Consider the following 15446-nt stretch of genomic DNA (forward strand, 5'->3'; position numbering starts at 1 on the left):
GCAACACGCGAGATAAGACATTGCAACGACAACCGTGGCCGCCAAGCGGCCGCGTCGAGGAGTGAAACACCCCTGTGACGGGCGAGAAACCTTTGAAAATTGTGATTGCGGCGGACACCTATCCACCGGATGTAAACGGCGCCGCGGTCTTTTGCTACCGTCTGGCCACGGCCATGACCGAACGCGGACACGAAGTCCACATCATGGCCACCCGGCCCGAAAAAGGGCCCACGATCACGGAGAAGCGGCCGGAAGCGACGGTGCATCGCCTGCGTTCGCACTCGGTTCCAACCCACGAGTACTTCCGCATCTGCTTGCCTTGGGAAATCAACCCGGATATCAAGAGACTGATCGACGAGATCAAGCCAGACGTCGTGCATGCCCAGTGCCACTACATGATTGGCCAGGGTGTCTTGGCCGCCGCAGGCAAGCGCGGAATCCGCATGGTTGCGACAAACCACTTCATGCCTGAAAACCTTGACCCGTTTCTGCCCTTCCCGCAGTGGTTCAAGCGGATCATTGCCACAAACTCCTGGCGCGACATGGGCAAGATCATGGGCAAGGCAAATGTTGTCACCACCCCGACTCCGCTTGCGGCCCGGGCCATGCGTGACTACGCCCGGCTCGAGAAGGTGTTGCCGCTGTCCAACGGCATCGATTCGAGCAACTACGAGCTGTCCGACGGCGAGATCATCGAGCGCAATCCCTACCCGACCATCCTGTTTGCGGGACGGTTGGCGGTGGAAAAGAACGTCAACGAAATCATCGAGGCACTGACCCTCATGAAGACGGTGCCCGATGCCCACCTTGAGGTCGTCGGCGATGGCGAACAACGAACGTTCCTGGCGAAGCTCGCCAAGGAGAGGGGCGTCGAGTCCCGGGTCCATTTGCTGGGGCATGTCGATGATGCGGAGCTCCGGAATGCCTACTTGCGAGCAGACGTGTTCTGCCAGCCCGGCACGGCCGAATTGCAATCGCTGGTCACGCTGGAAGCGCTGTCCGCTTCCAGGCCGGTGGTCCTGGCCAACGCCATGGCACTGCCACACCTCGTGGACAACGGGTCCAACGGATACCTCTTCGAACCAGGCAACCGTGAAGACCTCGCGAACAAGCTGGATGCCATCCTGGGCCTGAGCCAGGAGGAACGCGCTGCCATGGGCGAGGCAGGGCACGCGAAGGCGGCTAAGCACAGCCACGTCAAGACCATGGACACCTTCGAGGCGCTGTACCGCGGTGCGGACGTCGAAGACTACTTGTCCTGACAGTCGGCTCCCGACGCGGGTGTTCGCGATGTGAAAACATTGGCGAGAATCCATTAGGATGATTTTGGATGTTTTCGATTACCCCTTTCGGGGGGGTGAACCGGATTCATCCCAGTCATGGGGCGGTAGCTCAGTTGGTTAGAGCAGAGGACTCATAATCCTTTTGTCGTGGGTTCAAGCCCCACCCGCCCTACAGGGAAAGCCCTGGGCAGTCCGTGCATCGCGCGGATCGCCCGGGGCTTCTTTGGTTCCCGGCCTGGGTCCCGGCCGAGGTGCCGAGCTAGTCGTGCCCCTGTTTCGGCAGCAGGATGGACGGGCGCATGTCGCGGATGGTCAGCAACGGGTCGATGTATTCCTCGAACAGGCGCAACCCCCAATGCACGCATAGCCTGTCGCAGTGGGAGCCAGTGCCGACCATCCCGATTTCGTCCCCCGTTGCGACGAGTGCCCCGGCCCCGAGGCTGCTGCGCACCGGCTCAAAGCTGGACCGAAGTCCGGCGCCGTGGTCGATCACGATTACCGGCCGGTCAACGATGACCCCCACGAATGAAATGATGCCCCCTGCCGGTGCCCGCACCACGGTTCCCGGGCCCGCACCCAGATCAGCGCCGCGATGGCCGCTGAGCCACCGTTGGGCGGGCGGGTCGAAGGCGCGCAGGACGTTCGGAACCGGTGTCAGCGGCCAAGACCATCCGCTGGTTGCACTTCCGGTCTGGAATGCCGCCGGAAACCGTTGCTGTGGAGCACCGGCGACGCCGAAAAGAATCGATGCCCCGAGCAGGGTGCCTGCCACTGCCGAAGTAACTTTCATGGCATTGAGCATGGGCCACGCGTGAAGAATTGCGCCGCAAATTGCCCGAGTGTGGGAGAACCGCAGGTGTGATGTATTTGGCTGCGGGCTGTGCGGAGCAGTCCAGATGGGCGCCCCGGGCTGTAGTACACTGGAACACGCGGTTCTGTGTGCCCTCAAGACCATTTGGTCCCCGGGGTTCACGAAGCCGACTTCGCGCATGAGACATCCACAGATAACCCGCCTTCCAGGTGGCGCATCGTGCTGGGCGCTCGGCTCCACGGTCCGACTCACGTCGGTAGGGGCCATTGCGGGCCGAATCTTCGGCCTGTTCATGCCAGGGGTCACATCCAAATCCGGATGCGCACCATCAACCGATATCTAAGGCAGTTACCGCGTTCCAGTGATGGATCGGCCAGCTACTGCCGGAAGGAGTTGCGACATGCCAGTCGTAACCATGCGCCAGCTGCTCGACAGCGGCGTTCACTTTGGACACCAGACCCGTCGCTGGAACCCGAAGATGAAGCGATTCATCTTCACCGAGCGCAACGGCATCTACATCATTGACTTGCAGCAGTCGCTGTCCTACATCGACCGCGCCTACGAGTTCGTCAAGCAGACCGTTGCCCACGGCGGCACCGTTCTGTTCGTTGGCACCAAGAAGCAGGCTCAGGAAGCAATTTCGGAGCAGGCTACCCGCGTTGGCCAGCCTTTCGTCAACCAGCGCTGGCTCGGTGGCATGCTCACCAACTTCCAGACCGTTTCCAAGCGCATCTCGCGCATGAAGGAACTGGAAGAGATCAACTTCGAGGATGTTGCCGGTTCGGGCCACACCAAGAAGGAGCTGCTGCTTCTCAAGCGCGAGCTGACCAAGCTCCAGACCAACCTTGGCGGTATCCGCAACCTGACGAAGACCCCTTCGGTCCTCTGGGTTGTTGACACCAAGAAGGAGCACTTGGCCATCGATGAGGCACGCAAGCTGGGTATCCCGGTTGTCGCCATCCTCGACACCAACTGCGACCCGGATGAAGTTCAGTTCCCGATCCCGGGCAACGACGACGCCATCCGCTCCGTCAACCTGCTCACCCGCGTTGTTGCTGACGCCGTTGCTGCTGGCCTGATCGCCCGCAACAACAAGGCTGCCGGCAACACCGAAGCTCCGGCCGAGCCGTTGGCCGAGTGGGAGCGCGAACTGCTCGAGGCCGGCAAGGCCGAGGCTCCGGTTGCTGAAGAGGCACCGGTTGCTGAAGAAGCGCCTGCCGCTGAAGCTGCTCCGGCAGCCGAAGAAGCGCCTGCCGCTTCCGCCGAGTAGTCACCAAAAACAAAATCCGGGTGTGGATCTCCTGACCGGTGATCCACACCTGGAAAAACCGTAGGACGGGCCTGAAGCGGCCCGTCCTTCGGCGAAAAAGCTCAAAACCACTTATGAATGGGGTTGCACGTGGCAAACTACACCGCTGCTGACATTAAGGCTCTGCGCGAGCGCACCGGCGCTGGCATGATGGACGTCAAGAAGGCTCTCGACGAGGCCAACGGCGACGCCGAGAAGGCCATGGAGCTCATCCGCATCAAGGGCCTGAAGGGCGCTACCAAGCGCGAAGGCCGCTCGACCTCGGAAGGCCTCATCGCCGCCAAGGTCATCGACGGCACCGTTGGTGTCATGATCGAGCTGAGCTGCGAGACCGACTTCGTTGCAAAGAACGACAAGTTCATTGCCCTGGCCGCCAAGGTCTTGGAAGTTGCCGTTTCCTCGGCTGCAGCCGACCTGGAGACCCTGCTGGCTGTCGACGTTGAGGGCAAGACCCTTGCTGACGTCGTCACCGAAGAGGGCGCAGTACTGGGCGAAAAGGTTATCGTCCGCAAGCTGTCCCGTGTTGAGGGCGCATCGGTTGATGCTTACCTGCACAAGACCTCCAAGGATCTCCCGGCTCAGGTTGGCGTTCTCGTTGCAGTTGACGGTGCCGGCGAAGCCGCTGCCGCTGTTGCACACGACGTTGCAGTGCACACCGCTGCAATGGCACCGACCGTGCTTTCCCGCGACGAAATCGATGCCGACATCGTCGAGTCCGAGCGCCGCATCGCCATGGAGACCGCAGTCGCCGAGGGCAAGCCGGAAGCTGCACTGCCGAAGATCGTTGAAGGACGCCTGACCGGCTTCTTCAAGGAGCAGGTTCTGGTTGACCAGGCCTTCGCCAAGGACGCCAAGAAGACCGTTGGCAAGGTGCTTGAGGAAGCCGGCGTAGCCGCTACCGCCTTCGCACGTTTCCGCGTAGGCTCCTAACTAAGTACACCGGCCGGGTCGACGTACGTTAGACCTTGCCAACCAAGGTAGAGGGGGTGGCCACCATCTGGTGGCCGCCCCTTTTCCCTGCCAGCCAAGGGGCACATCCGCAGGTGTGTCCCAAGTAAACGCATCAATGCGGGCAACGCTGACCCGCAAGCAGGAGGAACCCCCATGGACGCAACACTCGAGCAGAACGAAAACAGCACCCCGGCACGTCGTCGTCGCGTATTGCTGAAGCTTTCCGGCGAAGTTTTCGGCGGAGGCAAGCTCGGTGTTGACCCGGTCACCGTACGCGGCATCGCCGAGCAGATCGCTGCAACCGTCGGCAAGGTCGAGGTTGCGATCGTCGTCGGCGGCGGCAACTTCTTCCGCGGCGCCGAACTTTCGGCCTCCGGCATGGACCGCTCCCGCGCCGACTACATGGGCATGCTCGGCACCGTCATGAACTGCCTGGCCCTGCAGGACTTCCTGGAACAGGCAGGCGTCGATACCCGCGTGCAGTCCGCCATCTCCATGGCCCAGGTTGCCGAAACCTACATCCCGCGCCGCGCCATCCGTCACATGGAAAAGGACCGCGTGGTCATCTTCGGTGCAGGCGCAGGCCTCCCGTACTTCTCCACCGACACCGTTGCGGCCCAGCGTGCCCTCGAGGTCGACGCCGACGTGGTGTTGATGGCCAAGAGCGGTGTCGACGGTGTCTACACCGCAGACCCGAAGACGGACCCGACCGCCACCAAGCTCGAGCACCTCACCTACGAAGAGGCGCTGATCAAGGACATTCGCGTGATGGACCAGACCGCAATGACCATGTGCAAGGACAACAACCTGGAAATGATGGTCTTCGGCATGGAGGGCGACGGAAACGTGACCCGCGCCATCCTCGGAGAAAAGATCGGCACCCGCGTCACCATCTAGTGCCCTCCGGGATCTCCCGGCGTGGCATAGGATTGTTCACAAGCCCAGAAACTACCGGTCGCCGTACACGAGCTGGCCGAACTCAAAGGAGTAGAACGTGATTGAGGATATCCTCGTCGAGGCAGCCGACAAGATGGACAGCACCATCGAAAACGCGAAGGAAGACTTCTCCGCGATCCGCACCGGCCGCGCCCACCCAGGCATGTACGCCAAGGTGATGGTGGACTACTACGGTTCCCCGACTCCGCTGCAGCAGCTTGCATCGTTCGCCACCCCCGATGCCCGCACCATCCTGATCACCCCCTACGATGTGACCGCACTGCGCGAAATCGAAAAGGCACTGGGCGATTCCGAGGTTGGAGCCAACCCGTCGAACGACGGCAAGACCATCCGCGTGATCATGCCGGTGCTGACCGAGGAACGCCGCAAGGAATACGTCAAGGTCGTTCGCGGCAAGGGCGAAGACGCCAAGGTTGCCCTGCGCAACCTGCGCCGCAAGGCCAAGGACGGCATCGACAAGCTGGTCAAGGACGGCGAAGTTGGCGAGGACGATGGCGCCCGCGCCGAAAAGGAACTCGACGCGCTGACCAAGTCGCACACCGACAGCATCGACGATTTGCTTAAGCGCAAAGAAACCGAGCTGCTGGAAGTCTAATGTCCAATCCCACCGAGCCGAGCGAAGGAACCTCCGGGGCCCTTCCGGAGCCTTCGCCGGAAACCGGCGGGCTTGTACCTGTGACGCGACGCTCCGTGAGCGCCAAACGGGCCAAGGGGTCCAAGGCCGGACGCGATCTACCCGCGGCAATTGCCGTGGGGCTGATTCTTCTGGCTTTGGTCCTCACCGGCCTGTTCTGGTTGCCGGTGGCCTTTGTTGCCACCGTCGCCGCCTTCGCGGGCATTGGCTGCTGGGAAATTTCCCGCGCCCTGGACCACGCCGGGGTCCACACGCCCTTGGTGCCGCTAGCAGTTGCCAGCCTTTCCCTGCCGTTCGCAGCCTACTATGGCGGTCTGGAGGCGCTAAGCCTGGCCTTCGCTGCCAGCGCGCTCCTGGTCTTCCTGTGGCGGATCATCGAGGGCCCCGCGAAATCGGTGGCCTCGATCATGGCCGGAATCCTGGTCCTGGTCTGGGTGCCGTTGTTGCTGAGCTTTGCGGTCCTGGTCTTCAACGAAGACAAGGGCTACCTGAAGGTCACCACCGTTCTGTTGCTGGTTGTCTCCAACGACACCTTTGGGTATCTGGTTGGCGTGCTCTTCGGAAAGCATCCAATGGCCCCGAAGATCAGCCCCAAGAAATCCTGGGAAGGATTCGCCGGGTCAGTGGGCGGCGCGACCATCGTCGGGATACTGGCATCGGTATTCCTTCTTGATATGCCGTGGTGGATGGGCATTCCGCTGGCAGTGGCCACAGTGGCCGCATCGACCGCCGGTGACCTTGCGGAATCCATGGTCAAGCGTGAACTCGGCATCAAGGACATGAGCAACATCCTGCCGGGACACGGCGGGGTGATGGACAGACTCGACTCCGTGGTCTTCGCCATTCCGGTCGCATACGTCCTGAGCATTTTCCTCATGCCCGGCGTGCTGTAAGTACCGGTGCCAAAGAATCCCTAGAATGTAATTAGGTGTGCCGGCAAGAAGTCTTCGAACTTCATTGCCGGCACCCTCAGCCCAAGCAACGAAGTGCCGGTCGATTCCGGTACGCATTACCAAGATCAAGGAAAGCATTGTGAGTCAGGACAAGGCACAGCCGGCCTCCGCCCCATTTGAGCATGTGGCGGAGAAAGAATTCGGTTACAACACCAAACAGGTGGATGTGTTCCTCGCCCGCGCCCGCGCCACCTTCAACGGGGATGGGGACGACGATTCGATCGTCACCAGCCACATGGTACGGCGGACGGTTTTCCCGGCTCAGCGCGGTGGCTACAGCGCCCGCGAGGTCGATGCGGCCCTCGATCGGCTGGAGGATGTGTTTGCCCAGCGCGAGCGCGACGCCCTGATCCAGACCAATGGCGAGGATGCCTGGCTACAGCAGGTCGGCCGGCTTTCGGCCATCCTCCGGGGACGCCTGCACCGCAGCCCGGGGGAGCGCTTCCGCCGCCCCTCTCGGGCGAGTGCCTCCAGCTACAACGTCCAGGACGTTGATGTGCTCTGCTCCCAGCTCATCGACTACTTTGAGAAGGATGTCCCGATGAGCGTCGACGCGGTGCGCCGCGCGGAATTCCGCCGTGCCGAGGGGGACAACGGCTACGAAGAATCCCAGGTGGATGCATTCCTTGACCGTGTCGTGGAACTCATGGCCTCGATCGACTAGCTTGAACGTGCTTCACTGAAAACACCAGGACCCTTGAATCGGGGTCTTGGTGTTTTCTGGTTTCGGGTGCCTGGCCACATTCGTCGGACGGGGGCATGCCCGTGGCCCAAACACTTGAACAAGTCCGCTAGGACTCACGGACGACAAACCGGCCGAAGGCGACCGCGGTCGTGGAAGCGCCGCAGCCGAAGCCCGCACCGGTATTGCCGGCCAACGCGGCCGCTCCGGCCGGCAGCGAAACCGCTTTCACCAGGGCCCCGTCCAGATACGCGACGCACGTGTTTCCGATGACAACCAAGCGAACCTCGTGGTCACCCGGGGCAACGGCCCTGGGTTCGCGCCAGATCTCCAGATCGGTTGCCCCGTCGTTGACGTGGAGGGAAACCTGTTGCCCGGTTCCGGCCGTGATGAACAGGCCGATGCTCGCGCCGGTCGCCGGGTCGGCCCTCACCAGAATGCCGGCGGGAATGATGCCCGCCCCGGTATGCGTGATGGTCATGGATGCATCGACATTGGAGAATGACGAGTCGGCGATGGCGCTGCCGCCGCTGGTGACGGCGACCTTTTCGCCGGAAACCGTGAACACCGACCCGGGCGTGCCGAGCCATCGTTGCCCGGAATCGGCGGATCCAAGGGGCCCGTTGGCGCGAGCGAATGAATCTGTGATGGGAGTTCGGACATTGCGTGCCGTCGCCATGAGTTCCTGGGCGAGAATACGGGCTGCAAAGGCGTGTCCCGTTGGCGTCAGGTGGATATGGTCGTCCCTGAGGAAATTCAGCGGGTCGCTCTTCGGGAAACCGATTGCCTCGAAGTCGCGCGAGACGTCGATGAATGCCACGTTGCGCGGGCGCTCCTGTGCGATGCCTTGCAACACCCCGCGGTACTCGTCCCAGCTCGCCGTCAGGTTCTGGTCGCTTCGCTCATGAGCGTGGATCAGGATGTGCGCGTGTGGCTGCGGAAGCGCCGCGTCGATCGCGTCAAGCCATCGGGTCATGTTCGCCCGGTATGTGGCGGCGGGGGTGCCGTGCCTGGCATCATTCGCCCCGATCATGTGCAGGATGATGCTCGGTGCCAATGCCTTGACCTGGCCGACCATTGCCGCATTCAGGTAGGTGTTGGACCGTGCACCCGGCAAGCCGCCGTTGTAGAAGTGGATCCCTGGCAGCGTGTTGCGCGGGCTGGCCAGATTCCCGGTCGTCGAATCGCGCCCCGGCCCGGATGCGTACCGTGACTGCATCGCCGCGCAGAGCTTGTTGACCCACCTGTCCGCAGGAATCTCATCGACGCCCGCTGTCGTCGAAGACCCCAGCGCCACTACGTTGAGAGGCTCGGATGGTGCCCGCGTGTAGGCCGCAAGCAGGACGCCCAGGGCAGGGTTCTTCGTCGGATCCAATCGTCCTGCAAATGCCTCGGTCAGCGCTGTCTGGCCCAGGGCACCTGGGCCGGGGGGAGAAGTGGCGATCTTGGCGTCAATGGCCTGTTCCACAGAGCTCCCGACCACCGGCGAAGCAGCTGCGGCCCCCAGGGCTGCAAGGAGTGGAATGGCCAGGATGGTGCGGCGCGCAGTACTGGAAGGTGTCTGGACGTGTGTGGTCCGATCGCCTGAAAACGTTTCGTTTCGTCGTTTCCTGGTCATTGGACCCCCCTAGCTATCGCCCGAGACTGTTTCCGGGACTTCGGCCCTGGTCAATTGGTCAAAAGCGCTGGCCCGCCATTGTTGAACCAGAATATCCGGGACCGGTGGTCAACCCGGCCAAGCACTGCGAAAGGCAGCTTGTGCGTGGCGGGAACGGAGCCCGGGAAAACGGATTGAGCGACGGCGGGGCGTCGGCCACATCGATGGACGATGGCGGCCTCGCAGGCCGATGGGACGCTGTCGATAGCCACCCCGGGGACCGGAACGCCGGCGGAGCGCGGACAGGGGAACGCGTTGCTCCCAGTCGCGGTCGCCCTGCTTCAACAGAACGCGGGAGCGCTTCCAACGAGCCGCGGCATTGGCCGGTGATCCGGAAACCGCGAACCGCGGCCATCAGTCGCTCATCTGGATGGCGGTCCAATGCAGCGTGGGCGCTGTGGCATGGTCCGCGGTCCAGTTGAAGCCCTTGAGGGTGCAACCGGCTTTGGAAACGCCCGATGTGCCCGGATTGACTCGGCCATTGTCGGAAGTCGCAGTAACCGTCGGGGGCTTGGTGAACAAACCCGGCGGGAATGAAATGCGTCGTTCGGCGGAGCCGCCGTTTCCGGGCACGGTTCCGAGCTTCACGCTCCCGGCTGCCGTCGCGTAGGGGGTTCCGCCGTCACGCTGCATCAAGCGTGTGCGGAGTATCGACCAGACGTACGGCGGGCCGTTGAGCCGTGCAGAGTACCAAACGTCGATCCCTTGGGCGGTGCGGATGAACGTCGAGGCATAGAGGTTGTCGTGGTGCGGGCCCTTGCGCGGAACGATGGCTCTTGAACTTCGCTTCCAGGTTTCGCCGTCATTGGACGCGATCAGATAGAGGTCGCCTCGCCTGGCACCCCTTTTGCCCCCGGCGAGCGTGTCGTTCATCAATCCCACATATTGGTCTCCGATGCGTTTGATGTGCACGTGCCATGGGGTCTTGCGCGACTTGACCGGCACCGAGCACGCAGTGGGGGTCGACCAGTCGCCGGTGGGGCTCGCTGCGGTCAAATGCACCAAGGGCTTGAGCGCTGGAACGATGTCCACGGCCCACATGTGCCACTCTCCATCGACAAACTGGAAGGAGGGGGCGACCAGCCTGCGCACCTTCTTGTCGGACCCGTAGACCTTGACCTTGGGAGTCCAGTCCACACCGTCGGCGCTGGTGCGCAGAAAAATATTCTCCTCCCTTCCTGTGGCCTTCTTGTCGAGGTAGCGCCAGAAAAGATGAAGCTTGCCGTCGTGGAACACGAGGTTGGGGTCGGAGTTGTATTGGGGACGGCCCGGCGCGTTGTCAAGGGGATTTGTGAGCCCCTCGGGCACCACCCACTTATCGCCGTCCTGGGAGGCCAGGATGCACGGGTCCTCATATTTGTTGCGGCCCCCCGCATACGGGGTGACTCCCATCCAGTACCGGTATCCGTTCCACTTCTCGGGGAAATAGAGCACGGAAGGGTGCACGGCTTCACCCTGGTTGGATACGGGATCCGGGGTCGGGATGGCCAGCCGGGTCCCGATGCGCCCGACCCAGTCATCAACGCGGACGGGTTCCGGTTCCTCGGCAACTTCGGGGGATTTCGTTGGGTCCCCGCGATCCGAAAAACCAGTAATCACTGCTGAAAGTGCGGTCCGGGTCAGCGAATCCGGGTCCGCAATGAAAGCGGCTGTTCCGGCATCGGTGGACTCGGCGACCACAATCTCCCCGGTCTTGCCGTTGATCGAGTTGACAAGCTTTTTCGATTCCCCGGTTGTTGCGGAGGCCGGGGAGACAACAGCACCGCCGATGGCCGCGATGAGCGGAGCTGCCAGCAACGCGCGACGCGTGGTTCGGGACGGATCGGGGTCTTGTTGTTCCAGATCATCTGAGTGCGAGTTGCTTCGCCGATGTCCCATGAATGGCCCCCAGCTATTTCCCGAAAGTGATCGCTGATCCTTGGCCCGCGTCATTTCCCGCTAACGCCGGCAAATCATTCCGATTTTTACTTTCATTTAGTACCAACGGGAACGCAGGATCAAGGGGGCACCGCGAAATCTTTTCGGCCTGGCAACGCCCGGCGCTACCGCCGGCCGGATGGCCGGACCCGGGATATCCAGAACGTGCAGGTCACGGTTTCAGGGCGTTGGGTTGTGCAGCTGCTCCGGGACGTGCAGACGCGCCAACACCGAGTCGACCCTGGCCGGGATGCGGTCCTTGGTTGCAACGGATACCCCGACCATGACGATGAACGCCAGAGGGACCGTCCAGGCTGCGGGCTGCGAGACCAGATCGTGCAGGGAACCCGGTTCGTTGGGCATGATGGCCGCCAGCAACAGCGCCAACCCGCAGCTGAATGCCCCGGCGAAAAGCCCGGAAATCGCGCCCACGACGGTCAGCCCCCGCCACCAGATTCCCAGCAGCAAGAGCGGGCAGACGGTGGACGCGGTGAAAGCAAACACCGAGCCGACCGCCCCTGCCAGCGCAAAGCTGTTGGTGCCCAGAGCCAGAAGCAGGGGGACGGCCGTTGCAATCACGGTGGAGATCCTGAAACCGCGCACGGTTCCGCGGAAGAGGTCCTGCGAGATGGTTCCGGCGAGCGAAACCACCAGCCCCGAGGACGTGGAGAGGAACGCGGCGAAGGCGCCGCCGATGATGATGGCCGTCAAGGCGTCCCCGGCCATGCCGCCGATGATCCGTCCCGGCAGCAGCAGCACCGTTGCATCGGCATTTCCCGAGCTGGCCAGCTCCGGGGTGTAGGCGCGGCCCAGGATTCCCAAGACCGTGGGGAACAGGTAGAACAGGGAGAGCAGGCCAAGGACGATCGCGGTGGTCTTGCGCGCCGAGGGGCCGTCCGGGTTGGTGTAGAAGCGGACCAGCACGTGAGGCAGGCCCAGGGTGCCAAACAGCAGGGCCACCAGCAGGGAGATGTTGTAGTACAGCCCCTTGGCCGCGCCGGTTTGGGCCGTGTGGTCGAAGATCGCACCGTTGAGGGTCGCGGATTCCCCGGCCAGATCCAGATGCAGGAGCAGGAACACCGCGGGAATGGCCAGCGCGGCCAGCTTGAGCCAGAACTGGAAGGCCTGGACGAAGGTGATCGAGCGCATCCCGCCGGCCAGCACCGTCACGCACACGATGCCCATGACCAGCAGCGAGCCGAGCCAGCCGGGCAACCCGCTGCTGATGCCCAGGGTCAGCGCCGCCCCGTGGAGCTGCGGGACGATGTAGAGCCAGCAGATCACCACCACCAGGAAGCTGGTGAGCCTGCGCAGGCCCCTTGACCCGAAGCGGATCTGGGCGAAATCGGGGATCGTATATGCCCTGGAGCGGCGCAGCGGGGCCGCGACAAAAAGCAGCAGCATCAGGTACCCGGCCGTGTACCCGATCGGGAACCACAGCGCATCCTGCCCGGAGACCACGATGAGCCCGGCAATGCCCAGGAACGATGCCGCGGAGAGGTATTCCCCGCCGATCGCGCTGGCATTCCACCAGGGCCGCACGGTGCGCGAGGCGACGTAGAAGTCCCCGGTGGTGCGCGAGAGGCGCAGCCCGTTGATCGCGATGGTCACGGTGACGACGGATACCAGGGCCACGGCGATGAGGGAAACCGTTGAATTCATCGTTCGACGATGCTCCGGTACTGGGCCTCGTTGCGGGCTGCGGCCCTGTTGAACAGGAAGGCCGAGACCAGGATCAACGGGTAGACGGCAACCCCCAGCAGCCACCAGGGCAGCGGGATGGTGGCCAGCCGGACGTCGTGGATTTGCGGCCAGGCCGCGACCATGACCGCCAGCCCCACCAGGAGCAGCAGGAAGCCCAGCGCCACCGAGACGGCCAGGCGCAGCTGGGAGCGGATGAGCGAACGGACGTAGAAGGCCTCGGCGGCATCGCGCTCCGGGCGGCGCGGAATGCTGGGCATCGATCCCGCCGGCGCGCTGACCCGCACCCGGTTACCGGTGGGCGGAGGCAGGGCCCCGGGCTCGGCCGCCGCGGTCCACGGATTGCCGGGGACCCTGGCAGGTTCCGGGGAACCGGTGCCCGGGGAAGTCACAGCGGCCGGACGCGGTTGGCGGACAGGCGCTCACGCAGGTACGGCAGGGCCCGGCGGGAGACCGGCAGCTCGGTTCCGCCGATGACCACCGCTGCCTTGCCCGTCTGCAGCTTCACGGTGTCGATCTTGTCCATGGACACCAGGAAGGATCGGTGGATGCGGATGTAGCCGGCGGAAGCCCACTGCTGCTCGAGGTCGTTCAGGGGCACCCGGATCAGGTAGCTGGCGTCCTTGGTGTGCAGTCGGGCGTAGTCGCCCTGGGCCTGCACGTAGCGGATCTCGTCGCGGCGGATCATCTTGGTGATGCCACCCTGGTCCACGGTGACGACCTCGGGTTTCGAGGTTTCCTCCTCGGCCAGCTCGCACACCCGGCGGATGGATTCGGCGAGCCGCTCGGGACGGACCGGCTTGAGGACGTAGTCGAGGGCCGCCAGCTCGAAGGCCTCGAGCGCCTGGTCCTCGTCGGCGGTGACGAACACGACCGCCGGGGGACGGGAGAAACGGGAAATGACCCGGGCGATGTCAAGCCCGGAAAGCGCGGGCATGTGGATGTCGAGGAACAGAGCGTCGATGTCGAATTCCTCGAGGGCCTTCAACGCCTCGGCGCCCGAGCTCGCCCGGTGGATCTGCCCCACCCGTGAATCGAGCGACAGGAGATAAGCCAGCTCTTCGACGGCCGGCAATTCATCGTCCGCGACGACCACATTAATCATGCGGGTAATTTTACCCGGCCAACGGTCCGCGGGGTCCCTTTGGCGCGTGCCAGTCCCCGTCGGGCGCATCCCGCGGCGCGTCAGGCAGCACCCCGGGACGGAACTTGGGGATGCGCATGGTGATCAGCGTGCCGGCCCCCGGGGCAGTGTCAATGACCAGCCCGTGCGCTTCGCCGTACACCTGGCGCAGGCGCACGTCCACGTTGCGCAGGCCCACGTGGACGGACTCGGTGGTGCCGGCCAGCACCGAGGCGAGCGACGCGGGGTCGATGCCGACGCCGTCGTCCTCGACGGTGATCAGCGCGAACTCGCCGCTGTCCGAGGCCGTGAGGGTGATCTTGCCGCCGCCAGGCTTGGACTCGAGCCCGTGGCGCACCGCGTTCTCGACCAGCGGCTGCAGGCTCAGGAACGGGATGGCGGTGGAGAGCACCTCCGGGGCGATGGCCAGGGACACCCGGATCCGGTCCCCGAAGCGGGCCTTTTCCAGCAGCAGGTAGCGGTCGATGGCCTGCAGCTCCTCGGCCAGCGTGGTGAAGTCCCCGTGCCGCCGGAAGGAATAGCGGGTGAAGTCCGCGAACTCGACGACCAGCTCGCGCGCCCGGGCCGGGTCGGTGTTGATGAAGGACGCGATGGCGTTCAACGAGTTGTAGATGAAGTGCGGGCTGATCTGGGCGCGCAACGCGCGGACCTCGGCCTCCATGAGCAGCGCGCGGGAGGCATCCAGCTCGGACAGGCCCACCTGGGCCGCGACCCAGGCCGCGACCTCCGTCACGGCCCGCACGAACCCGGCACCGGCCCGCGGGATGTAGGCGCACACCGTGCCCACCGGGGTGTCGCCGACCATGATGGGGGAGCAGACCAGGTCCGCACCCTCCGAGCGCTTGACCTGGGTGCGCCGGGTGGCGAGCGCTCCGGCGGCAAGTTCGGTGGCGCAGGCGGCGCCGCGGCCCTCGATGTCCGGGATGGACCCGTCGACGGCCAGCACCGCGTCGTTGTCGCTGATGACCAGGGCCTCGCAGGCCAGCAGCGCGCGCAGGTGCTTGCCCGCCTTGGCCGCGCCCTCCGGGGTCAGGCCCTGGGCCAGGTGCGGTGCCGCAACGGAGACCTGGTGCAGCGTCTCGAACGTCGCCTTGTCCGCGTCGGTGCCCAGGTCGCGGTTGGACCTGACGATCCTGAATCCGAGGTATCCCACCAGGGCGGCGCCGACGATGACTGTGGCAACGATCAGGGTCATTTGCAGCGCGGTGGAGAGCATGGGACAAGCCTACTGGGCGTGGAAATGGGCGTGCCGTTCGGCGCTGGCGGCGGCCGCTTGGCGCATGCGGGTGACCGTTTGCAGGTTGCCCGGCCCCGGGCACTTCTGGTTGTCCGCGGGGTGGCGCAGAGTGATCTCAGTCACACAGGTGGCTGGCGCACCCCGCGCTTCGGATGGCAAGTGGAATCCGGTGGGCAGCGGCACGGCACCTGGAACCTTCCAAGGAGGAAT

General features: G+C 64.1%; 15 protein-coding genes and 1 tRNA gene. 8 read left to right on the top strand and 8 right to left on the bottom strand.

Features of this window, described 5'->3' with window-relative positions:
• Positions 1-74 precede the first annotated feature (74 nt).
• Both ACIQLF_RS17655 and ACIQLF_RS17660 read left to right on the top strand, forming a co-directional pair.
• Positions 75-1262 carry a glycosyltransferase gene (locus tag ACIQLF_RS17655; protein ID WP_400301273.1) on the top strand — a complete coding sequence of 396 codons (1188 nt, stop codon included), beginning with the start codon at positions 75-77 and terminating at the stop codon, positions 1260-1262.
• 119 nt (positions 1263-1381) lie between these two features.
• Positions 1382-1455 (top strand) — tRNA-Ile (locus tag ACIQLF_RS17660).
• A gap of 87 nt (positions 1456-1542) precedes the next feature.
• Here ACIQLF_RS17660 and ACIQLF_RS17665 read toward each other — a convergent pair.
• A complete protein-coding gene (locus ACIQLF_RS17665; protein ID WP_400301276.1) occupies positions 1543-2073 on the bottom strand; it encodes a M23 family metallopeptidase in 531 nt (176 codons plus the stop codon).
• Positions 2074-2494: 421 nt separating this feature from the next.
• Between ACIQLF_RS17665 and rpsB the strand changes: the two genes are divergently transcribed.
• The 6 genes from rpsB (at position 2495) to ACIQLF_RS17695 (ending at position 7562) form a co-directional block, all read left to right on the top strand.
• Entirely contained in the window at positions 2495-3364 is an 870-nt protein-coding gene (gene rpsB, locus ACIQLF_RS17670; RefSeq protein ID WP_400301278.1) for a 30S ribosomal protein S2, read from the top strand.
• A gap of 129 nt (positions 3365-3493) precedes the next feature.
• Complete coding sequence (tsf, locus tag ACIQLF_RS17675) at positions 3494-4333, top strand: translation elongation factor Ts (protein ID WP_400301280.1); 840 nt, start codon at positions 3494-3496, stop codon at positions 4331-4333.
• 174 nt (positions 4334-4507) lie between these two features.
• A complete protein-coding gene (gene pyrH, locus ACIQLF_RS17680; RefSeq protein WP_400301283.1) occupies positions 4508-5251 on the top strand; it encodes a UMP kinase in 744 nt (247 codons plus the stop codon).
• A gap of 97 nt (positions 5252-5348) precedes the next feature.
• Positions 5349-5906: a ribosome recycling factor gene (gene frr, locus ACIQLF_RS17685; RefSeq protein WP_209995866.1), complete on the top strand. Its 558-nt coding sequence runs from the start codon at positions 5349-5351 to the stop codon at positions 5904-5906.
• Entirely contained in the window at positions 5906-6838 is a 933-nt protein-coding gene (locus tag ACIQLF_RS17690) for a phosphatidate cytidylyltransferase (protein WP_400301285.1), read from the top strand. Before frr ends, ACIQLF_RS17690 begins: the two co-directional genes overlap by 1 nt.
• Before the next feature lie 139 nt (positions 6839-6977).
• The gene (locus ACIQLF_RS17695) at positions 6978-7562 is read left to right on the top strand and encodes a DivIVA domain-containing protein (RefSeq protein WP_400301288.1); all 585 of its coding nucleotides are present in this window, start codon (positions 6978-6980) and stop codon (positions 7560-7562) included.
• Positions 7563-7689: 127 nt separating this feature from the next.
• On the opposite strand, the gene ACIQLF_RS17700 is transcribed toward ACIQLF_RS17695, so the two are convergent.
• From ACIQLF_RS17700 to ACIQLF_RS17730, 7 genes are all read right to left on the bottom strand, one after another.
• The gene (locus ACIQLF_RS17700; RefSeq protein WP_400301290.1) at positions 7690-9048 is read right to left on the bottom strand and encodes an SGNH/GDSL hydrolase family protein; all 1359 of its coding nucleotides are present in this window, start codon (positions 9046-9048) and stop codon (positions 7690-7692) included.
• A 543-nt stretch (positions 9049-9591) separates the two neighbouring features.
• Positions 9592-11115 (bottom strand): hypothetical protein, encoded by a 1524-nt coding sequence (locus ACIQLF_RS17705; protein ID WP_400301293.1) that lies wholly within the window; start codon positions 11113-11115, stop codon positions 9592-9594.
• Between the two features lie 219 nt (positions 11116-11334).
• Entirely contained in the window at positions 11335-12816 is a 1482-nt protein-coding gene (locus tag ACIQLF_RS17710) for a cation acetate symporter (RefSeq protein WP_400301296.1), read from the bottom strand.
• A complete protein-coding gene (locus ACIQLF_RS17715) occupies positions 12813-13247 on the bottom strand; it encodes a hypothetical protein (protein ID WP_400301298.1) in 435 nt (144 codons plus the stop codon). The genes ACIQLF_RS17710 and ACIQLF_RS17715 overlap by 4 nt, the downstream gene beginning before the upstream one ends.
• Positions 13244-13960: a LytR/AlgR family response regulator transcription factor gene (locus ACIQLF_RS17720; protein WP_400301300.1), complete on the bottom strand. Its 717-nt coding sequence runs from the start codon at positions 13958-13960 to the stop codon at positions 13244-13246. Before ACIQLF_RS17720 ends, ACIQLF_RS17715 begins: the two co-directional genes overlap by 4 nt.
• A 10-nt stretch (positions 13961-13970) precedes the next feature.
• Complete coding sequence (locus ACIQLF_RS17725) at positions 13971-15215, bottom strand: sensor histidine kinase (RefSeq protein WP_400301302.1); 1245 nt, start codon at positions 15213-15215, stop codon at positions 13971-13973.
• Positions 15216-15224: 9 nt separating this feature from the next.
• Positions 15225-15359, bottom strand: a complete 135-nt coding sequence (locus tag ACIQLF_RS17730; protein ID WP_400301305.1) for a hypothetical protein — start codon at positions 15357-15359, stop codon at positions 15225-15227.
• Positions 15360-15446 lie beyond the last annotated feature (87 nt).

The organism is Paeniglutamicibacter sp. NPDC091659 (assembly GCF_044756805.1).
Classification (GTDB): domain Bacteria; phylum Actinomycetota; class Actinomycetes; order Actinomycetales; family Micrococcaceae; genus Paeniglutamicibacter.